This window comes from Devosia enhydra (assembly GCF_900119845.1).
Classification (GTDB): domain Bacteria; phylum Pseudomonadota; class Alphaproteobacteria; order Rhizobiales; family Devosiaceae; genus FPKU01.
This window is the reverse complement of the sequence record NZ_FPKU01000001.1, coordinates 1047676-1067020: the sequence shown is the minus strand read 5'-3', so window position 1 is coordinate 1067020 and position 19345 is coordinate 1047676. Positions and strand designations below refer to the sequence as shown.

Sequence of the window (19345 nt, the reverse complement as noted above, 5' to 3'; positions counted from 1 at the left end):
TTCCGTCCTATCTTGCACGAAGGCCCGAGCACCGGTCACCGCCCGTGACCCAAAGTTGGCAACCACCCCCGGTGGGTGTGGTCACCGCCTGTTGCGGCGCCGCGCCTCGGCTTCGATTTCGGCGATGATGGCAGGCATCCGCGCTCGTGCCGGTTCGATGTATTGCAAGGGGACGCTGAGCGCCTTGAAGTCCATCATCCACATGCGGGCGCGGCGATCCTTGCCCTCGCCTTCGGCCCAAACCTCAAGGCAGGCACGGGCGAACGCGCGGGCTTCTGTGATCACAACCGGAACGAAGCACCGCCCATCCTCCGCGACGAAACGCTTACCACTGGCCATTGGCGTGCTCCGCTGCCGGCAGGTTCAGGAACTCATCGAGCAGATCGGCAGGGAACTCCCAGCCTCCGCGCTCATCGACCTGCTTGGGATCGTGGCCCGTCTTGGCGCAGCACCAGCGCCATGTCGGTTTGGCCTTGGCAGCGTGCACGAAGCGGGTGGCTGGGGGCTTGGCCTTGCCGCCCCCATCATCCTCCCCAGCCCTGCGAGGGCTGGGCTGCCACTCAGGCTCGTAGTTGACCCAAGCTCGCTTGATCAGCAGCCGAGCCGCTGCGTTAGGATCATCGTGCTCTGCTAGCTGAGACGCCTTGAGCTCAGCCCGATACTCGTCGAGCGGTTGCTTCATCCGCTCGAAATGCACCAGCAGCGCATCGGCGGTTGGCTCATCGAGCACATCGAGCAACACGTTACGCGGCGCTCGTGCGCCCGCGCTAGAGAGATAGTTAGTTCTATTGGAAGTATAGACTGAACCTCCTTCAGTGCCTCGTTGCACCACGTTCAGTGCCTCAGGGGGTTGGGGCACTGAACCTCTTTCAGCACCTTCAGCATGAGGCGCTGAACCTCCTTCAGCACCTTGCGGCCATGCGGCCTCGTACTGATGCGCCTTCCATTTTCGCCCTTTGAACCCGTGCTGCGTGATGATCAGCCACCCGCGATCCGCTGCGGCCGCCAGGTGGGTGCAGACGGTTCGCTCACTCAGACCGGTACATTCCGCGAGCCTCTTTGTGCTCGGGTAGCAACCACCGCCCATGTCGTTCATGAAGACCGAAAGGGTCAGGAGCACATGCCGGGTCACCGGCGGCAGGTCGGACTTGACGATGGCGTGCCGCCAGGACCATGCCGAAGGGTTCATCGCAGCCCTCGCGAAACGATGGTGACGGTGAAGCCGGCAGGCGCGAGGCGCGCCCACCGGCAAGGCTTTTGCAATGTCTGGGCCATTTATCCGCCCCTATGCGCAGAACTGTGCGCTACGCAGGCCAACGCATTGAAAGGCTTGATCATATCGCACCCCCATTGAGGCCGATCAGCCCTTCGGAGGAGAGCCGCTGGCGAAGCCTGTTGGCCTCGCCCTCGGTCGCGCAGATGGTGACGGTGTCGGGCCGGCCGCGCCGGTGCACCGTGATGCACCAGCCCTTGCCCAGCCGGCTGATCGAAAAGTGTGAGCGCCGCCCCACGGCGTCCTCGATATTATCGGGAACCCGTTTTGCCCTTCCAGGCACTGTTACTGTCATTTATCCCGCCTTCACCATCGGCGTGGAGAAGAAGGCCCGCAGCGCGGCCCGGCTGGCGCACCAGCGGCCCCGCACCAGCTGGGCGGGGATCGCCCGAGTTTCGAGCAGGTGATAACACTGCCGCCGCGAGCACCGGATGAAGGCTGCGATCTCGTCGCAGCCCCACAAGAGATCGAGCTGGTCAGTCTCGGTAATGGCGTCCGTCATGCCACCACCTCATCGATCACACGGCCCAGCACCATGCAGCCGAACCGGACGGAATAGGCGCCTTCATCCCTAGGCGGCAGAATGCCGACGCGGGGATCCACGCGGGTGCCGATGGTGGCGTATTCGCTCAACTCCGAGGCGATGATCTTGCCATCGTGCCGCATCACCACATAGCGGCTGCCCGGCCGAGGGGAGATGAGGGTTTCGTGCCCCGGTCCCCATTCGGGGCATTCGGGATCGCGCACTTCGCGCACCGTGTGGCTGGGCAGGTCGGCGGTGTCGATCAGGTACGCCTTGCGACCGATCGTGATCCGCGCGTGCCCTTCGGCAAGCATCGCGGGCGGGGCATTGATGTTTTGCAGGCTCACGTCCCCATCGGGCAGCACCACGGCCCGGAACTGGCCTCCTGCATATTCGGCGAGTGCGTCGGCCATTTCGGCGGAAAGCCGCTCGATGCGATCTGCGGGATGCTCATTGATCTCGGGATAGGGCTGCATAAGCCGATCGACGGCAGCAGCGGGCGCGGCCAGGGCGGCCGTGGTGCCAGCCATGGCGAGCATCAGCCGACGCCGGCTCATCGACGGAGATGTTGCTGCTTTGGCGGAATGGGTGCTAGACGAGGTCCCGTTCATGCTCATTTCCTTGCACAGGGTGGGGATGATCACGGCGCGCCGGGGTTGCCGCCCCGAGCGCGCCACTTGCTTCCTCGGCCACCAATGCGCGGTCGAGATAATGGACGATCTCAGCATTCATCGATCGACGGTTGGCTGCCGCCTTGTTGCGGATGCGGTCACGCATCCCGTCAGGCAAGCGGAGCATTATCTTATCTAACTGTTGCCTCACTCACGTCTCCTTAACCATGGCTATTAGCCACACCATGAATGGCTAATAGCCATGCTTGCGTCAAGCGGCAAAATGCTGGCTATTAGCCGCCAGTGATGAAATGCAGATCGAGCCGATGCCGAAGCCCCAAGCGCAACCCCAAGATAAGTACGTTTTGCGCCTCCCTGACGGCATGCGTGACCGCATCAAAGCCGCTGCAGAGCGGAACGGCAGATCGATGAATGCCGAGATAGTCGCGACGCTCGACGAGAAGTATCCGCGCATTTACCCGATCTCGGCCCTGATCAAAGACATTGAAGAGTTTCACCGTATCGCGGCGAGCGGCCCAAACCACCAGGTGGCAGAGCACTTGGCCAACGTCCTTACAAAGAGCCTCAAGGAACACCCGGAATATTGGGAGGGGGCCGAAGAGACTATTAGGAAGGCCATCCAACTGCCCCCACACCCCGACGAGTAACAGCATGATCGCAGTTGATTGCCGCGCAAATGTTAATGATGGACGCCCCTAATCCGCGACACATGTGTTCTCACTTGCTCCGTTCTATGCACTGCGCCCCGTTAACCGCCAATATAATCGCATCCGTCCACATGCAAACCTGCGACAATCTGCATTCGTTCTCATGTTTGGCCTAACCCATTGAATTCAAACGGTCGAGAATCCGCCGAGGGCTGCGCAGTTTTCCACAGGGGGTCTGCCTGACATTCAGCAGACCCTGCCTTGCGCGCGCCGAGCCCGAAGGTGAGATCAAGCTAGGAGCCTCCTAATGTCCGTTCATAAGCGGAGATGGACTACCGCCCAGGGCGTTGAGCGGGAGGCCTGGCAGGCGGACTATGTGGATCAGGCCGGCAAGCGTCACCGGAAGAACTTCAAGCTCAAGAAGGATGCCGAGGCCTTCGAGAAACGGGCTTCCACAGAGGTTGCGGATGGCGCGCATGTTGCAGACGCTGCCAGCGCCACGATCGCCGAGGCGGGCAAGCTGTGGATTGCCGCCAAAGAGCGGGCAGGGCGCGAACGCACCACGGTCGACCAGTATCGGCAGCACCTGAACCTGCATATCGTCCCGTTCATCGGCGAAATCCGCATGAACGCCTTCACGCTTCCCGCCGCTCGAGCCTTTGAAGAGAGGCTTGCCGACAATGGGCGGAGCCCGGCGATGATCCGCAAGATTCTGGTTTCGCTCGGCAGCCTCATCGGAGACGCGCAGGAGCGCGGCCTCTGCAACCGCAACCCCATCCGCGACATGCGCGGCCGACGCGGCTCCGCCGATGCACGGGCGCAGAAGCGCGCCACGGGCAAGCTGCGCGTCGGGGTTGATATCCCCAGCCCGGAAGAAGTGAGGGCCATCCTCGCGAATCTGGAAGGCCGCTGGCGGCCATTGCTGGTCACCGCCATCTTCACCGGCTTGCGCTCATCCGAGCTGCGCGGGCTATGTTGGCGAGATGTAGACCTTGAGAAGCGCGTGCTGCACGTGCGGCAGCGCGCCGATCGCTTCAAGGCCATCGGCCGGCCGAAGTCGGAAGCCGGCGAGCGCGAGGTGCCGCTGCCGCCGATCGTGGCGAACACGCTGAAAGACTGGAAGAAGGCCGGCACCAAAAGCGACAAGGGGTTGGTGTTTCCCAACCTCAAGGGCGAGCCCGAGGCGCACCAGCCCATCATTGCCATGGGCTTTGCCCCTGCGCAGATCCGCGCAGGGGTGACGCGGGAGACGGGCGATCTCGACGCCAAGGGCAATCCGATTCTTGCGCCTAAATACACGGGCCTTCACTGCCTGCGGCACTTCCATGCCAGCTGGCTGATCAATCGCCGCGCCGATGGAGGCCTCGAGCTGCCGCCGAAAGTCGTTCAGGAACGGCTTGGACACTCCACGATCGCCATGACGCTGAACGTCTACGGTCACCTGTTTCCGAGAGGGGATGACGGCTCCGAATTGGCCGCCGCCGAAGCTGCTCTTTTTGGCTGAACGGCACACGCACGGCACACGATGCCAAAAAGTATAAGGATATCAAAGGGCGGATGAGGATTGCAAATCCGTGTATTCCGGTTCGATTCCGGACGTGGCCTCCAGTTTCCCAGATAGCGATGATTGCGGTGCAGTGTCCTGCCGAGCGGTTCGGTTCGAATGGGCGCTCGCGATTGAATTTCCTCACGCTCTGTGTTTTCACCGCGATGCCCGCCCCAGAGGCGCGCCTTGCATAGGATGGAGGCTGGATTGGTCGATCAGGCTGAAGCGCGGTGGCGCATGGTGGAAAGCCAGCTGCGTCCCAATGACGTTACCGACAAGCGGCTGCTGGCAGCCATGGGTTCGGTTCCCCGCGAGGCCTTCGTCGATCCCAGCCGCGCGCAGCTGGCCTATCTCGACCAGTCCTTGCCGGCTCCCGGTGGCCAGCGGCAGCTGGCAGCTCCGATGCCTTTGGCTCGCCTGATCCAGCTTGCCGCCATCGCGCCCGGCGAACGCGTGCTCCATGTCGGCGCCTCGAGCGGATATGCCACAGCGATCCTTGCTCGGCTGGCGGCTGAAGTGGTGGCTGTCGAGGCCGATGCCGGCCTTGCCGCCCATGCCGCCCGGACATTGGCCGGGCAGGGCGTGGGAAATACGCGAATTCTTGAAGGCTCCTACGAGGCGGCCAGGGCTCACGCGCCTTTCGACGCCATCATGCTGGAGGGTGTGGTGGAGGAAGTGCCGCCCGGCCTGCTGCAGATGCTGACCGATGGGGGGCGGCTCGTTGGCCTGCTGCGCGAAAATGGGCGCACCCGCGCGCATGTTCTGGTCCGTTCGGGGCACAAGGCCGCCGGCTACCCGGAATTCGATGCGACCATGCCGGAGCTGCCGGGCTTCAAACGGCCGAACGGCTTCGTCTTCTGAAGCCGCGAAGCTCCGTGCAGTGATGACGGTTTGGGCCTGATCAGCCGTTCAGCAGGACTGTGGCGGACCAGTCACGACGAAAGATTTGTCGTGTTTAATTTGTGCAACACCTTTTGACGCATGTTGTGGTGAGGCGCTGCCCCGCCTAGTGTCGATGGCATCGGAGGTCGTCTCATGCTGCCTAAGCGTCTCTTGCGTGCCGCGGCGATTATCGCTGCGCTCGCATTTTTGCAGGGGCCGGCTTTTGCCGTGACCCTGAAGCAGGCATTGGAATATGCCTACGCCAATAATCCCGACATCATGTCGGCGCTTCTGAGCGTCAAGGCTTCGGCCGAGGACATCGCGGCCCGCAAGGCGGGCAAGCTGCCGTCGATCGGGTTTTCTGCCGATTTCACCAATGCTTTTTCGATCGGCACGGAGTCGGGCTTCAACAGCGCCGTCGATTTCTCGGGCGGGTTCAGCTACCGGCAGACGCTGTGGGACAATTTCCGCACCGAGTCGCAGATCGAGCAGGCGCGCGCGCTGACCGAGGTGGCGACATACGCCATGCGCAATCAGGAGCAGAACGTGCTGCTCTCCGTCGCGCAGGCCTACATGAATGTCATCCGCGATACCCAGCTCGTCGAGCTGCGCGCGGAGAATATGCGCTTTTTCCAGGCGCAGGTCGATTCGGCCGATGAGCGGCTGCGCATCGGCGAGGGCACCCGCATCGACGTGTCGCAGGCGCGGGCCCGTCTCGCCCAGGCAACGGCCGGATACCGCGTTGCCATCGGCAATCTCCAGATCAGCCAGGCCAGCTATGAACGCTGGGTGGGGCGCAAGCCTGCAAATCTCAGCGCCGACTACAATTTCAACGGCCTCGTACCGTCGGCACTCGAGCCGGCCATCCGTTCGGCCGAGACCCGGCACCCGGCCGTGCTTTCGGCGCAGGCCTCGATCCGCGTCTCGCAGGCCGGGTATGAAGCGGCCCGCGCCGCCTTCGGCCCGACGCTGACGCTGATCGGCAATCTCTGCACCATCAACTGCTTCGGCAACAGCCAGACCAATCGGGGGCAGGCTGGCGTATCGGGCTCGGTGGGCCTGCAATTGTCGATCCCGATCTATTCGGGTGGCGCCAATGGCGCGGCGATGCGCAAGGCCAACCTGCTGGCCATCCAGAGCGAGTTCGAAGCGCTTTCGACCCGCGACCAGGTGCGCGAGGCCGTGACCACGGCCTGGGCAACGCTCCAGAACGCCAATGCGCAGATCCAGTCCGCCCGGACGGCCGTCGAATCGCAGCGGCTCGTGGTCGAAGGCGTCGTGGCCGAACGTGATGTGGGGCAGAGCACGACCCTCGATGTGCTCAATGCACAGGCGGAACTCACCTCGGCGCAGGAGAGCCTGATCGGCGCCACCGCAACCCGAACCATCGCCTCGTTCTCGCTGATAGCGGCGACGGGCCGGCTCAATGCGCGCGATCTTCGCCTCAACGTGCAGGTCAAATCCGCCGATGGCTATATCGCGGCTGTCGAGGAGATCTGGTCGGACTACGCGTTCATCGAATAGGCGGCACCGGCAATTGCCTGTTGAAAGCGACGGCGGCCGAAAGGCCGCCGTTTTGCCATTCCGATCCCCGACATAGACTGTGGATCAACGAATCATCCCCATCGTTGCGGCGCCCGGGCGGTGCCGCGTGCGGCACGAGAGGCGCTCATGAACAAGCCGGCGGCAAAAGAACCCTCGATGGACGAAATCCTGTCCTCGATCCGGCAGATCATCGCCGATGACGATGCAGCCACCGGGCGCGCAGCGACGCCCGGTGGAAAGCCGGCCCCCGTTGCGGCGGCGGAGCCGCCCAAGCTGACGCCCCGGCCCGCACCTGCAAAGGCCGAGGATGACGACAAGCCGCTGGCCCTTAAGCCCTCGCAGATCGTGGCTGATGACGTGTCCGCAAGGCCGCGGAGCTTCGCCGAACTGATCCAGGATCCGCAGGCCGCGGAGGCTGCTCCGGAATTTGCCGTGCCGGCCGAGCTCATCGATCCCGACGATATCACATTCGTGGGCGAGGAGCCGAGCGCTGCCGGGGCTGCGAACGAAGCGCGTGCTGCTGTGGCGGCGCCTCTTCAGCCCGCCGCGAAGCCTGAGCCCCGCCCGGCCCCTCTTTCTTCAGCAAGGGCCGAACCGCGCATGGAGACGCCCAGAATGGACCCGCGCCCGAGCCCGCTGCCCGATCCGACCCTCAGCGCCGATATCGCGGAAGAGTTGCTCGAACCCGCGACCAAGGCCGCCGTGCGCAGCACCTTTGCTCGCCTCAATGGGCTTTCGGCCGTGGCGCCCGGCATCACACTCGAAGACCTCATTCGCGACATGATGCGCCCCATGCTGAAGGAATGGCTCGACGAGAACCTTCCTGCAGTGGTTGAACGCATGGTGGAAAAGGAAATCGAGCGCGTCTCCCGCGGCGTCGATTGACGTCGCGGAGGCGGGTGGCAGCGGCTGCTGTTGACTCGGTCCGTCCCCTCTTGCTTTAGAAGACCCCCGATCCCTCTCGCCCGCGCCGCCCCGGCAGCGGGCGCACCTGCATGGACTGCACGATGATCGAAAAGACCTACGAGCCGGCCGCCGTCGAGACGCGGATTTACGAGACGTGGCTCGAAGCGGGCGCGTTCAAGGCCGGCGCCGGTGCCAAGCCGGGCGCGGAAACCTTCACCATCGTCATTCCGCCGCCCAATGTGACGGGGTCGCTCCATATCGGGCACGCGCTCAACAACACCATCCAGGATATCCTCATCCGCTTCGAGCGCATGCGTGGCAAGGATGTGCTGTGGCAGCCAGGCACCGACCATGCCGGCATCGCCACGCAGATGATCGTGGAGCGCAAGCTGGCCGAGCGCCAGCAGCCGACGCGGCGCGAACTCGGGCGCGAGGAATTCCTGCGCCGGGTGTGGGAGTGGAAGGCGGAAAGCGGCGGCACCATTCTCAAGCAGCTGCACCGGCTGGGCGCTTCGGCCGACTGGTCCCGCGAGCGCTTCACCATGGATGAGGGCCTCTCGGAGGCTGTGCGCAAGGTCTTCGTCGAACTCTATCGCAAGGGCCTGATCTACCGCGCCAAGCGGCTGGTGAACTGGCATCCGGGGCTGGAAACGGCCATCTCCGATCTCGAGGTGGAAAACATCGAGACCGCCGGCAAGATGTGGCACCTGCGCTACCCGGTGGAGAACTCAGAGGACTCGATCGTCGTGGCCACGACCCGGCCCGAGACCATGCTGGGCGACGTGGCCGTGGCCGTGCATCCGGAGGATGAACGCTACAAGCACTTGGTGGGCAAGCATGTGCTGCTGCCGCTGGTGGGGCGGCGCATTCCGATCATCGCCGACGAGTATGCCGATCCGGAGCTGGGCTCCGGCGCCGTGAAGATCACGCCGGCCCATGATTTCAACGATTTCGAGGTCGGCGAGCGGCACAATCTCAAGCCGATCAACGTCTTCACCACCTCGGCGCGTATCAATGGCTATGCGCCCAAGGCCTATCGCGGGCTCGACCGGTTCGAGGCGCGCAAGGCAATCCTCGCGGATCTCGAGGCCATCGGCGTGCTGGTCAAGGCCGAGGACAAGACCATCATGGTGCCTCATGATGAGAAGTCCAAGCAGGTGGTGATCGAGCCGTTCCTCACAGACCAGTGGTTCGTCAATGCCGAGGTGTTGGCCAAGCCCGCGCTCGCTTCGGTGCGCGAGGGGCGGACGAAATTCGTGCCCCAGAGCTGGGAGAACACCTATTTCGCCTGGATGGAGAACATCAAGCCGTGGTGCATCTCGCGCCAGCTGTGGTGGGGCCACCAGATTCCGGCCTGGTACGGTCCCCGCATGCCCAGCGACCCCGATTTCGGCAATGCGGCGGCAGGCCCGAAATGCTTCGTGGCAGGCACGGAAGCGGAGGCGCGCGAGCAGGCCATCGCCTATTACGGGCGGGCCGTGGAGTTCTACACCGATGGCCTCAATTCGCCCGAATTCCAGCGCGCCCTGACCGGCTTCGAGCAGACGCAGAAGGACCGCAAGGATGCCGAGGCCTGGGGCAGGGTCAAGGCTAGTGACCCCTTTGCCGAGCTGCGCGACGCCAAGGCGCCGCTGCATCGCGACGAGGACGTGCTCGACACCTGGTTCTCCTCGGCGCTCTGGCCGTTCTCGACGCTGGGCTGGCCCGAGGATACGCCTGAGCTCCGTCGCTACTACCAGACCGACGTGCTCGTCACCGGCTTCGACATCATCTTCTTCTGGGTCGCCCGGATGATGATGATGGGCATCGAGTTCCTCGACAAGGAGCCGTTCCATACCGTCTATGTGCATGCGCTGGTCCGCGACGAGAACGGCCAGAAGATGAGCAAGACCAAGGGCAACGTCATTGACCCGCTCGAGCTGGTCGATGGCTATGGCGCCGACGCAACGCGCTTCACCCTTGCGGCTATGGCTGCGCAGGGCCGCGACCTGCGGCTGGCGATGAGCCGGGTGGAGGGCTATCGCAACTTCGTCACCAAGCTCTGGAACGCCGCGCGCTTCCTCGAGATGAACGAGTGCCGCCGCGTCGAGGGATATGACCCCAGGGCGAATAGCCAGGCGCTCAATCGCTGGATCGTCAGCGCCACGGCGAAGGCGGTGGCCTCGGTGACGCGTGGCATCGAGGAGTACAAGTTCAACGAAGCCGCCAACGCCGCCTACGACTTCGTCTGGGGCACGTTCTGCGACTGGTATGTGGAACTCGCAAAGCCGGTCTTTACCGGCGAGGACGCCGAGGCGGCCGCCGAGACCCGGGCAACGGCAGCCTACGTGCTCGACCAGATCCTGAAGCTGCTGCATCCCTTCATGCCGTTCGTGACCGAAGAGCTGTGGGCCGAGACCGGCAAGACCGGCCCGGCGCGAGAAAAGCTGCTGATCATCAGCGAATGGCCGGCACTGGCTGGTCTCGAGGATGAGGCCGCCGATGCCGAGATGGGCTGGCTTCTCGCGCTCGTCTCCGGCATCCGCTCGGTGCGCACCGAGATGAACGTGCCGGCGGGCGCCAAGGCCAAACTCGTGGTGGTGGGCGCGGCCGACGACACGCGCTCGCGGATCACGACCCACCTGCCGGCGCTCTCCCGCCTCGCGCGGCTCGAGACGGTGGACTATGCCGAAGAGGTGCCGCCGAGCTCGGCGCAGATGGTGATCGGTGAGGCGACTTACGCGCTGCCTCTGGCGGGCATGATCGACCTCGATGCCGAGCGTGCGCGACTGGGCAAGGACATCGGCAAGCTCACCGACGATGTCGGCAAGATCGATCGCAAGCTCGACAATCCGCAGTTCGTCGCCAAGGCGCCGCCCGAGGTGATCGAGGAGCAAAAGAGCCGTCGCGCCGAGGCGGTCGAAACCCTTGCCAAGCTGCAGGAGGCCCTGGCACGGCTCGGCTGACGCCCTTTCGGCACGGCGTCAGTACGACCTTAACCACCCCGGTTTTCGCCTCAGTGACCAATTTGCAACAAGGATTTCGAATCCCGCTTTTGCCGGGGTCACCTCAACATTTTGGTCACTGGCGGCGCCACAATCTGACCCTAAAAGAGGATCAGGGAACGTGGGGGCGGGAGAGTGGAAAGTGCGAAATCCTAACGGTTTCGCAACACTTCGACACCCCGCTCCCCGATCTGCGGCGGCCGGTTCACGGCCTCGCAGTCCGTGTGTGGCTGGTGAGTTGGCTGGACCCGTCAAGGGTCTGCGCCTCAGGTGGGTAGGGAGTGTCATGCGGATGCAAAGGGTCAATCGAACCCTCATCTCCGTAGCGGCCGGTTCATTCGTGATCATGGGTCTTGCAGCGGTTTCCCCGGCATCGGCGCAGGCCAATACGGCGCTCGATGCTGCCGAAGCCATGGCTGGGATGCTCGATGGCGCGCAGGCCGGAGTTTCGGGAGCCGACCTCATGTCGGCACTCGAAGGCGCCGCCGCTGCCGGCGAGCCCATGGCGCTCTGGCACCTGGGCAATATGTATGAAAACGGCAATGGCGTTGCCAAGGATCCGGTGAAGGCCTTCGGTTATTTCTCGCAGATCGCCAATGAATACGCCAATGCGGCACCCGAAGGCATCGAGGCTGACATCGTGGCCCAGTCCTTCGTCAAGGTGGGTGAGTATTACCGCGAGGGGCTTCCGGCTGCCGACCTCAGCGCCGATCCCGGCAAGGCCGATCGGCTCATCCTGCACGCCGCCGATTATTTCGGTGAGGCTGAGGCGCAATACCGGGTGGGCGAGCGCTATCTGGAAAGTGGCGGCGGCAATCATCTGCGCGGCGCGCGCTATCTCTATTCGGCGGCCCAGAAGGGTTATGTGCCGGCGCAGGCCAAGCTGGGCGACATTCTCTTCAACGGCAACGGCATCGAGGCCCAGCCCGTGGAGGGCCTGATGTGGCTGACCGTGGCCGGGCGACGTTCCGCCGGGACGGGTGACGAGAACTGGATCCGCGACATGCTGACCAGCGCTATGTCCATCGCCTCGCCAGAGCAGCGGCAGGAGGCCGCCCGGCTTGCAGACGCGCTGAGCCCGAGGTTCAGCGGCCTTTGAGTGAACACGGCCGCCCCCGATCTGCGGGGCGTGCATTTTCAGACCTTAAAGCGTGAAGCGGCCCTCAACCGGCACGTGGTCCGAGGGCTTGTCCCAGCCGCGCACGTCGCGATGCACCTTCACCATTTCGAGCCGGTCAGCGGCTTGCGGCGACAGCAGCAGGTGATCGATGCGGATACCGTTATTGCGACGCCATGCGCCCGCCTGAAAATCCCAGAAGGTGTAGCTGGCTTCGTCTGTAACCTCGCGCAGGCCATCGCGCAGCCCGAGGTTCAGCAAGGCGCGAAAGCGCTCCTGGCTTTCGGGGCGGAACAGCGCGTCTCCCCACCAGGCCTCGGGGTCGTGTGCGTCGATGGGGGCGGGGATGATGTTGAAATCACCCATGAGAATGAAGGGTTCTTCAAGCGCCAGCCGTTTCTCGCAAAAGGTCGCGAGGCGATCCATCCAGGCCAGCTTGTAGGGGAATTTCGGCGAATCGACCGGATTGCCGTTGGGCAGGTAGATGTTGCACACCCGGACCACGCCCTGCTCGATGGAGAAGACGCCCTCGATCAGCCGGGCCTGTTCGTCGCTGTCATCGCCGGGCAGGCCGCGATGCACTTCATCGAAGGGCAGGCGGGAGAGCAGGGCCACGCCGTTCCAGCTCTTCTGCCCGAAGGTTTCGACATTGTAGCCCAGCGCTTCGATCTCGGCGCGAGGGAAGCCCTCATCGACCGATTTGATCTCCTGCAACCCGACAATGTCGGGCTTTTCCTGCTCCAGCCAGGTCAAGAGGAGCCCAAGGCGCGCCTTGATGCCGTTGATATTCCAGGTCGCGATGCGCATGAATCTGGCCTCCTTCGGGCGCGTGAGGCTAAAGCCGCCTGCCCGGGGAGGCAACCATCGCCGTGTCAGGCGACGGCAAAACTCGTTCCGCAGCCGCAGGAGGCGACGGCATTGGGATTGCGGATCTGGAACGACTGGCCGATGAGATCATCAACAAAGTCGATTTCGGCGCCGCCCATGAATTCGAGGCTGAGCGAATCGATCAGCACCCGGGCCTCGTCGCGCTCGAGCCGCACATCGTCGTCCCCGGCAGCATCCGGCACCACGGCGTATTCGTACTGGAAGCCCGAGCAGCCCCCGCCTGACACGGAGATGCGAAGCGCCATGTTCGGCGCCTGTTTCGAGAGAATGCGGCCGATACGGCGCGCAGCACGCTCTGTGAGGTTCACGGCATTGGGTGCTAGGGAGATGGTCATGGTCTGCGTCCCGGTTGGCGGGGCCTGCGTTATCACACGTGGTAATCTAATAACGCGCCACGTCAAATAAAAGGTCCACCCAAGCCGATGAGCCTTGCACCCTACGCATCGCGTGCCACGCAAAGCCGCGGCCGGCGCCATGCGACGACCGACAGTCCGACGCGGTCGGAGTTCCAGCGCGATCGGGACAGGATTATCCATTCCACCGCATTCCGGCGGCTGCAGCACAAGACGCAGGTGTTTCTGCATCACGAGGGCCAGCATTTTCGCACGCGGCTGACGCATACGCTGGAAGTGAGCCAGATCGCGCGGTCCATCGCGCGGGCGCTGCGACTCGACGAAGACCTCGCCGAAGCCGTCGCGCTCGCGCACGACCTGGGGCACACGCCTTTCGGCCATGCGGGGGAGCGCGTGCTGGCAGAGCTGATGGCGCCTTATGGCGGTTTCGACCATAACCTCCAGGCCCTGCGGGTCGTGACGCTGCTCGAAAATCGCTATGCCGAGCATGACGGGCTCAATCTCTCCTGGGAGACGCTCGAAGGCATGCTCAAGCACAATGGTCCGTTCGATGGCGACATGGCCGCGCTCGCCGATATTCCCGATGGCCCGGCTCTTGAGCCCCAAACCTACGCCTCGCTCGAGGCGCAGGTTGCGGCGATCGCCGACGATATCGCCTATGACGCCCACGATATCGACGATGCCCTGCGTGCCGGTCTTTTGACGCCCTCCGATCTCCGCGCCGTGCCGCTTGTAGGGCCCATTGCCGAGGAGGTGGTGGGCCGCTGGCCCGACATCGAGCCCGGACGGCAGGCCCATGAAATCCAGCGCCGGCTGATCACCCGCATGATCGAGGACGCCATTCGTGCGAGCGACCAGCGCATCGCCGCGCTGGCGCCTCAAAGTGCCGATGCGGTGCGCGGGGCCGGGCAGGGGTTCATCGCGTTCTCAAGCCCTCTCGCCGCCGACGAAGCGCGGCTCAAGGCGTTTTTGTTCGAGCGGGTCTATCGCCATGACAGCGTGATGGCGCCCGTTCGCGCGAGCCAGGACGTGGTCGCGGCGCTCTTCAAGCGATACATGCAGGCGGGCGACATGCCGGGGCGCTGGGGTGCCGCGTTCGCGGCAGCATCGGGGGCAGGGCCGAAAGCTCGCATCGTCGCGGACTTCATTGCCGGGATGACGGACCCCTATGCGCTGGCCGAATATTCCCGCCTGTTTGACGCTTCCCCGCTATTGGGCTAGGCCCAGCGCTCCGGACCGGCGCCTGCCAGGCGCCGATCGATGCCGCCCCGTCTGCACAGAAGGACAAGATGGACGTTTTCGCGCAGTTTGCCGTCCGCGTCGCCGATGCGATGAAAAAGCTCTACCCCGACCTGCCGGCCGATCTCCTCGGCCGCATGGTGGTGGAGCCCCCGCGCGATCCCGCCCATGGCGATCTTTCCTCGAACGCCGCGATGGTCGCGGCCAAGCCCCTGGGCCAGAGCCCGCGCGCGGTCGCGTCGAAGCTCGTCGAGGCCTTCGAGGGAGACCCGGACGTCACGTCGATCGAGGTGGCGGGCCCCGGCTTCATCAATTTCCGGCTTGCAACGCCGGTCTGGCACGGTCTGCTCGCGCGGGTGGCCGAGGGCGGAGCCGATTTCGGTCGGGCTGATCTGGGCGGCGGCGAAAAGGTCAATGTCGAGTACGTTTCGGCCAATCCGACCGGACCGATGCATGTGGGCCATACGCGCGGCGCGGTGTTCGGCGATGCGCTCGCTTCGCTGCTCGCCTATGCCGGCTTTGCGGTGACGCGGGAATATTACATCAACGATGCCGGTGGGCAGATCGACGTGCTCGCCCGCTCGGCGCTGCTGCGCTATCGCGAGGCGCTTGGCGAAGCCATCGAAATCCCGCCCGGGCTCTATCCGGGCGACTATCTCGTGCCGGTGGGCCAGGCGCTGGCAGCTGAATTCGGCGCTTCGCTGCTCTCGCGGCCTGAGGACGAGACGATGCCGCTCGTCAAGGAGCGGGTGGTCTCTGCCATGCTCGAACTTATTCGTGCCGATCTCGCCAAGCTTGGCATCGCGCACGACGTCTTCTTCTCTGAGCGCACGCTGCATGGCGCCGATGGCGACATCGCGCAGACGCTCGACTGGCTGAGGGAGAAGGGCATGATCTACGACGGCAGGCTCGATCCGCCCAAGGGGAAGACCCCTGACGATTGGGAAGACCGTGAGCAGACCCTGTTCCGGGCCACCGACTGGGGTGACGATGTCGATCGGCCTCTGATCAAGTCCGACGGCTCCTACACCTATTTCGCCGCTGACATCGCCTATCACCGCAACAAATATCTGCGGGGATACAAGCACATGATCAATGTGCTGGGCGCCGACCACTCCGGCTACGTCAAGCGCCTGCAGGCGGCGGTGAAAGCCGTGTCGGAGGGCGAGGCGGACATGGATGTGCGCATCTGCCAGTTGGTGCGGCTCCTGCGCGGGGGCGAGCCCGTCAAGATGAGCAAGCGGTCGGGCGATCTCGTCACGCTGGCCGATGTTGTGGACGAGGTCGGCTCGGACGCCACCCGCTTCATGCTGCTCTACCGGCGGAACGACGCGACGCTCGACTTCGACTTCCTCGAGGTCAAGGCGCAGACGCGCGACAACCCGGTGTTTTACGTGCAGTACGCCCATGCGCGCTGCCGCTCTATCTTCCGCAATGCCGGCAAGGACATGCCTGGGCTCGACAGTTCGGCGCCCGCGCTTGCCTCTGCCGACCTCTCCCTGCTCGACCATCCGGCCGAACTCGAGCTCATCAAGGTCATCGCGCAATGGCCCCGCATCGTTGCATCGGCGGCCCTTGCGCATGAGCCGCATCGTATCGCATTCTATCTTTATGAGCTTGCGAGCGCGCTGCATGGGTTGTGGGCGAAGGGCAAGGAGGAGGTTGGCTTACGCTTTGTTAATTCAGACGATCCAAAACTGACACTGGCGCGACTCGCACTGGTCGACGCCGTGCGTCAGGTTCTGGTGAATGGCCTGACACTATTGGGGGTCTCTGCGCCGGACGAACTTTCATAATTCCGGCGCATTGGCGTGATGACTCCCCCCGATATCGGGCGCGTCTCTGGACAGTGCGTGTCTTAGTAGAAGGCACTGCCATGTGGGGCAGTGAATCATATGGCAGACCAGGCCGATAAATCCGACGATCTGATTGCGGAATTGGCGCGGCTGATGGCCAGCACTGCTCCTGCATCGGACGAAAAGGCGCCGTCGACCACCAAGGTCACGCCGCCCCCGGCTCCGGCCGCCCCCTCGCGTATCCGTATTCCGGGCATGGACACGCCCGTGGACGTGCCAGCCGCCCCGCCCAAGGCTGCGGCATCGCCGAAGCCGGTCGGCCAAGCGCCGGCTCCGCAGTCGGCACCCGTCAATCCAGCGCCGGCCCAGCAGCGGCCTGCGACGCCCACGATCCGCATTCCGGGCATGGATCAGCCCCTCGCCGTGGGTCCGGCTCCAAAGCCCGCCATCGACGCTAGCGCTTCGGCACGGCCGCCCGCGGAAAAACTTGCTGCTGAAAAGCCACCCACCGTTGCTCCGGCTGCGCCGCGCGTGGGCGAGATGCCAACGCAAAAAGCTGCCGCGCCCCTCGTGCAGGCGCCGTCAGTGGCTCCCGCACAGCCGCAGGCCAGCAAATTCGATTTTGGCGCGTTGCCTGACCTCAAGCCGGTGGTGAATACCGAGCCGTTGAGCGTGCTGCAGAAAAAACAGGCCAGCCCGGAAGCGCAGGTGCAGTCGTCCTCGGCCGAGGCGACGGTCGAACCCAAGCCGGAAGCTCGCGACACAGCGCCGATGCTGAGGCCCTCCGTGCATCCGGAAGGCCAGGCGGCCGAGACAGCGCGGCCCGCTCCTGCGGTTTCGCCGGATGCTCCGCCCCAGCAGTCACGCTTCGAGCCGCGTATTCCCGGTGGCCCGTCTATCGCCGCCCGCCCCGATGCCTTGCCCGTCGAGCCGGTGAAGCCGGAGCCGACACCGGTAGCCGACGAGCTGCCCGCTTTCACCCGTGCGGAAGCGCGCGAGCCCGGCCCGTTGCGTTTCGAGAGCCCGAAAGTCGAAGCGCCGCGCATCGAAATTCCGGCCATATCCGTTGCCAAGTCCGAACAATCGCGTCCCGAACCGCAGCGTGCTGCTGCGTCCGAGCCCCAGCGCCGGATCGAGCCGACGCTCGATATCGGCAGCGAGCCACGGCGCGCGCCGAACCCGCAGCCTGCCTCCGGGGCTCCGAGCACAGCAGGGGACTTCGATTTCGACTTCGGCTTTGGGTCCGGAACGCCGCAGGTTTCGGGGCAGGGACCAGCGACCGCAAAATCTGCTGAGGCCGATGCCGGCTCCAACGTTCTTGATCCCATCGCAGCCCTGATCCGTGCCGATCTGGACGCAGCGGATGCAAGGGCCGCCGCTGCGCCGCTGCCGCGGGTCAACCTCGACAGCATCGAGCAGCGCCAGCCGCCCGTGCAGCGCGCGAACCCCGTGCCGCCATCCATGCTGCAATCGATGCGCGGACCGTCGCCTGCTCGCCGGGAACCCGACGCCGACAGCTTCGCAGTCCCGCCGATTTCGCCCCATCACGGGCATGACCGCGCGCGCGCCGCCGCCGACGATTTCGACGATCCGATGGCCGAGATCGAGAGCCTGATTGGCGAAGCGGTTCGCGTGGATCTGACGCCGCGCGACATCGTGCCCCCCAAGCCGCAGGCCACCTCTGCCGCACCGACGGGCGCAGTGCGCCAGCCGCCGTCGCAGGGCGCGCCGGCCGCTCCGGTGGTGCCGCCGCTCGGCAGCCAGTTTCCGCCGCGCAAAAGCGCAATCAAGGAGCCGGACGCCGGCGTCGAGGCCGCCGAGCAGGCCATTCTCGCCGCTGCCGCAGCGACCGGTTCGGAAATCGGCCGCGTCGCCGCCGAGGCTGCGCCCAAGGAAGGCAAGTATCGACGTGAGCGGCGGCAGAAGGCTGCGCGCTCTGAGGGCAGCGGGCTGCGTCCGTTCATCGGACTGGCTTTGGCCGGCGTACTTCTGGTTGCCGCGAGCCTTGGGCTTTACTGGGTGCTGAATACAGGCCGTGAAGACGGCGCCGCACCAGTGCTCAGCGCCGATGCCGGACCTGCCAAGGTCGCGGCGCCCGCTACCAGTACGACGACCGAGCAGCAATCGGTGGTGTTCAACCAGCTCGATGGCGTTACCGCGAGCGGGGGCGAGCAGCTCGTGCCGCGCGACGAGACCAATGTCGCCGATGTCATCGCCGAGGTGCCACCATCGGCAGCGGGCGAAGGCGGCGAAAACGAGCTTGCCAACCGCAAGGTCCGCACTGTCACCGTGCGGCCGGACGGCACCATCGTGAGCAGTGACGACGCCGTCGCCGGCACCTCCGCGCTGCCGGTGGACCGGCCCAACGTGCCGCAACTGCCGGGTGGCCTCGCCGCGCAGTCGGAACTGCTGGCGGCAACCGAGAATCAGCCGCGCACGATCCTGCCCAATGCCTCGGGTGCAACGCCCGCCGGTAGTCCACCGGCTGGCACGCTCGCTCTCGGCCCATCCACCGCAGTGCCGGCCGTCACGCCCGATGCGCCCGTCAGCATCAACCCCGAGGCCACGCTTAACACTGCGCTGGTGGCGCCTGTCCCTCAGCCCAGGCTCACCAATCGCGAAAGTCGGCTCGCCGCGCTTGCCGCAGCGCAGCCGGCGAGCAACCCGGTGACTGCGGTGATCGGGCAGCCGGCCGCTCCGGCGGCAGCGCCTGCCGCCACCGTGTCGAGCGGCGGCAATGCCAACGCCTATGTGCAGATGATGTCGCTGCCCACGGAGGGTGAAGCCCGCCAGCAGGCCGGTATCATCCAGTCGCGCTGGGGCAGTCTCTTCAACGGGCAGGGGCTGGTGATCCAGCGTGCCGAGCTCAATGGCGGGCGGGTGACCTATCGCGTGCGGCTGCCGGCCAACTCGCTCCAGAGCGCGACGCAGATCTGCGCCGCCATCAAGAGCAATGGCGGGGATTGCTTCGCGACCAACAGCTGAGCGCGCCGGCAACGCAGAGCTTGACCGAC

General features: G+C 64.9%; 18 protein-coding genes. 10 read left to right on the top strand and 8 right to left on the bottom strand.

What is annotated here, in order from left to right; all coding sequences use genetic code 11:
• Window positions 1-81 precede the first annotated feature (81 nt).
• The 6 genes from BT183_RS05190 to BT183_RS05170 all read right to left on the bottom strand — a co-directional run bounded on the left by BT183_RS05190 (window position 82) and on the right by BT183_RS05170 (window position 2618).
• Window positions 82-339 (bottom strand): hypothetical protein, encoded by a 258-nt coding sequence (locus BT183_RS05190; protein WP_143145670.1) that lies wholly within the window; start codon window positions 337-339, stop codon window positions 82-84.
• Window positions 326-1189 carry a helix-turn-helix domain-containing protein gene (locus BT183_RS05185; RefSeq protein ID WP_072339628.1) on the bottom strand — a complete coding sequence of 288 codons (864 nt, stop codon included), beginning with the start codon at window positions 1187-1189 and terminating at the stop codon, window positions 326-328. Before BT183_RS05185 ends, BT183_RS05190 begins: the two co-directional genes overlap by 14 nt.
• 145 nt (window positions 1190-1334) lie before the next feature.
• Entirely contained in the window at window positions 1335-1511 is a 177-nt protein-coding gene (locus tag BT183_RS20705) for a hypothetical protein (RefSeq protein ID WP_177282403.1), read from the bottom strand.
• 57 nt (window positions 1512-1568) lie between these two features.
• On the bottom strand, window positions 1569-1775 hold the full coding sequence (locus tag BT183_RS05180; RefSeq protein ID WP_072339626.1) for a hypothetical protein: 207 nt from the start codon (window positions 1773-1775) through the stop codon (window positions 1569-1571).
• Window positions 1772-2353, bottom strand: a complete 582-nt coding sequence (locus tag BT183_RS05175; protein WP_143145669.1) for a hypothetical protein — start codon at window positions 2351-2353, stop codon at window positions 1772-1774. Before BT183_RS05175 ends, BT183_RS05180 begins: the two co-directional genes overlap by 4 nt.
• Before the next feature lie 34 nt (window positions 2354-2387).
• Window positions 2388-2618: an Arc family DNA-binding protein gene (locus tag BT183_RS05170; protein ID WP_072339622.1), complete on the bottom strand. Its 231-nt coding sequence runs from the start codon at window positions 2616-2618 to the stop codon at window positions 2388-2390.
• Between the two features lie 100 nt (window positions 2619-2718).
• Between BT183_RS05170 and BT183_RS05165 the strand changes: the two genes are divergently transcribed.
• From BT183_RS05165 to BT183_RS05135, 7 genes are all read left to right on the top strand, one after another.
• Window positions 2719-3075, top strand: a complete 357-nt coding sequence (locus tag BT183_RS05165) for an Arc family DNA-binding protein (protein WP_072339620.1) — start codon at window positions 2719-2721, stop codon at window positions 3073-3075.
• 307 nt (window positions 3076-3382) lie between these two features.
• A complete protein-coding gene (locus BT183_RS05160) occupies window positions 3383-4579 on the top strand; it encodes a tyrosine-type recombinase/integrase (RefSeq protein WP_072339618.1) in 1197 nt (398 codons plus the stop codon).
• A 249-nt stretch (window positions 4580-4828) separates the two neighbouring features.
• Entirely contained in the window at window positions 4829-5482 is a 654-nt protein-coding gene (locus BT183_RS05155) for a protein-L-isoaspartate O-methyltransferase family protein (protein WP_072341566.1), read from the top strand.
• Window positions 5483-5731: 249 nt separating this feature from the next.
• The gene (locus tag BT183_RS05150; RefSeq protein WP_177282401.1) at window positions 5732-7027 is read left to right on the top strand and encodes a TolC family outer membrane protein; all 1296 of its coding nucleotides are present in this window, start codon (window positions 5732-5734) and stop codon (window positions 7025-7027) included.
• A gap of 147 nt (window positions 7028-7174) precedes the next feature.
• Window positions 7175-7933: a PopZ family protein gene (locus BT183_RS21140; protein WP_072339614.1), complete on the top strand. Its 759-nt coding sequence runs from the start codon at window positions 7175-7177 to the stop codon at window positions 7931-7933.
• Between the two features lie 122 nt (window positions 7934-8055).
• Window positions 8056-10899, top strand: a complete 2844-nt coding sequence (locus BT183_RS05140; RefSeq protein ID WP_072339612.1) for a valine--tRNA ligase — start codon at window positions 8056-8058, stop codon at window positions 10897-10899.
• A 331-nt stretch (window positions 10900-11230) separates the two neighbouring features.
• Window positions 11231-12037 carry a tetratricopeptide repeat protein gene (locus BT183_RS05135; RefSeq protein WP_177282399.1) on the top strand — a complete coding sequence of 269 codons (807 nt, stop codon included), beginning with the start codon at window positions 11231-11233 and terminating at the stop codon, window positions 12035-12037.
• A gap of 45 nt (window positions 12038-12082) precedes the next feature.
• Here BT183_RS05135 and xth read toward each other — a convergent pair whose 3' ends face one another.
• Window positions 12083-12862: an exodeoxyribonuclease III gene (xth, locus tag BT183_RS05130; protein ID WP_072339608.1), complete on the bottom strand. Its 780-nt coding sequence runs from the start codon at window positions 12860-12862 to the stop codon at window positions 12083-12085.
• Between the two features lie 65 nt (window positions 12863-12927).
• Window positions 12928-13278 (bottom strand): HesB/IscA family protein, encoded by a 351-nt coding sequence (locus BT183_RS05125; RefSeq protein WP_072341563.1) that lies wholly within the window; start codon window positions 13276-13278, stop codon window positions 12928-12930.
• A gap of 87 nt (window positions 13279-13365) precedes the next feature.
• Between BT183_RS05125 and BT183_RS05120 the strand changes: the two genes are divergently transcribed.
• The 3 genes from BT183_RS05120 to BT183_RS05110 all read left to right on the top strand — a co-directional run bounded on the left by BT183_RS05120 (window position 13366) and on the right by BT183_RS05110 (window position 19316).
• Window positions 13366-14517, top strand: a complete 1152-nt coding sequence (locus BT183_RS05120; RefSeq protein ID WP_072339607.1) for a deoxyguanosinetriphosphate triphosphohydrolase — start codon at window positions 13366-13368, stop codon at window positions 14515-14517.
• A 68-nt stretch (window positions 14518-14585) separates the two neighbouring features.
• Window positions 14586-16331: an arginine--tRNA ligase gene (gene argS / locus BT183_RS05115; RefSeq protein WP_072339605.1), complete on the top strand. Its 1746-nt coding sequence runs from the start codon at window positions 14586-14588 to the stop codon at window positions 16329-16331.
• A 99-nt stretch (window positions 16332-16430) separates the two neighbouring features.
• On the top strand, window positions 16431-19316 hold the full coding sequence (locus BT183_RS05110; protein ID WP_072339603.1) for an SPOR domain-containing protein: 2886 nt from the start codon (window positions 16431-16433) through the stop codon (window positions 19314-19316).
• Window positions 19317-19345: the final 29 nt, after the last annotated feature.

Excerpts from the sequence above, each read along its gene's own strand:
- BT183_RS05190 (WP_143145670.1), bottom strand. The coding sequence starts at position 339 with ATGGCCAGTGGTAAGCGTTTCGTCGCGGAGGATGGGCGGTGCTTCGTT.
- BT183_RS05185 (WP_072339628.1), bottom strand. The coding sequence starts at position 1,189 with ATGAACCCTTCGGCATGGTCCTGGCGGCACGCCATCGTCAAGTCCGAC.
- BT183_RS05180 (WP_072339626.1), bottom strand. The coding sequence starts at position 1,775 with ATGACGGACGCCATTACCGAGACTGACCAGCTCGATCTCTTGTGGGGC.
- BT183_RS05175 (WP_143145669.1), bottom strand. The coding sequence starts at position 2,353 with ATGAGCCGGCGTCGGCTGATGCTCGCCATGGCTGGCACCACGGCCGCC.
- BT183_RS05165 (WP_072339620.1), top strand. The coding sequence starts at position 2,719 with ATGCAGATCGAGCCGATGCCGAAGCCCCAAGCGCAACCCCAAGATAAG.
- BT183_RS05160 (WP_072339618.1), top strand. The coding sequence starts at position 3,383 with ATGTCCGTTCATAAGCGGAGATGGACTACCGCCCAGGGCGTTGAGCGG.
- BT183_RS21140 (WP_072339614.1), top strand. The coding sequence starts at position 7,175 with ATGAACAAGCCGGCGGCAAAAGAACCCTCGATGGACGAAATCCTGTCC.
- BT183_RS05140 (WP_072339612.1), top strand. The coding sequence starts at position 8,056 with ATGATCGAAAAGACCTACGAGCCGGCCGCCGTCGAGACGCGGATTTAC.
- BT183_RS05135 (WP_177282399.1), top strand. The coding sequence starts at position 11,231 with ATGCAAAGGGTCAATCGAACCCTCATCTCCGTAGCGGCCGGTTCATTC.
- xth (WP_072339608.1), bottom strand. The coding sequence starts at position 12,862 with ATGCGCATCGCGACCTGGAATATCAACGGCATCAAGGCGCGCCTTGGG.
- BT183_RS05125 (WP_072341563.1), bottom strand. The coding sequence starts at position 13,278 with ATGACCATCTCCCTAGCACCCAATGCCGTGAACCTCACAGAGCGTGCT.
- BT183_RS05120 (WP_072339607.1), top strand. The coding sequence starts at position 13,366 with ATGAGCCTTGCACCCTACGCATCGCGTGCCACGCAAAGCCGCGGCCGG.
- argS (WP_072339605.1), top strand. The coding sequence starts at position 14,586 with ATGGACGTTTTCGCGCAGTTTGCCGTCCGCGTCGCCGATGCGATGAAA.
- BT183_RS05110 (WP_072339603.1), top strand. The coding sequence starts at position 16,431 with ATGGCAGACCAGGCCGATAAATCCGACGATCTGATTGCGGAATTGGCG.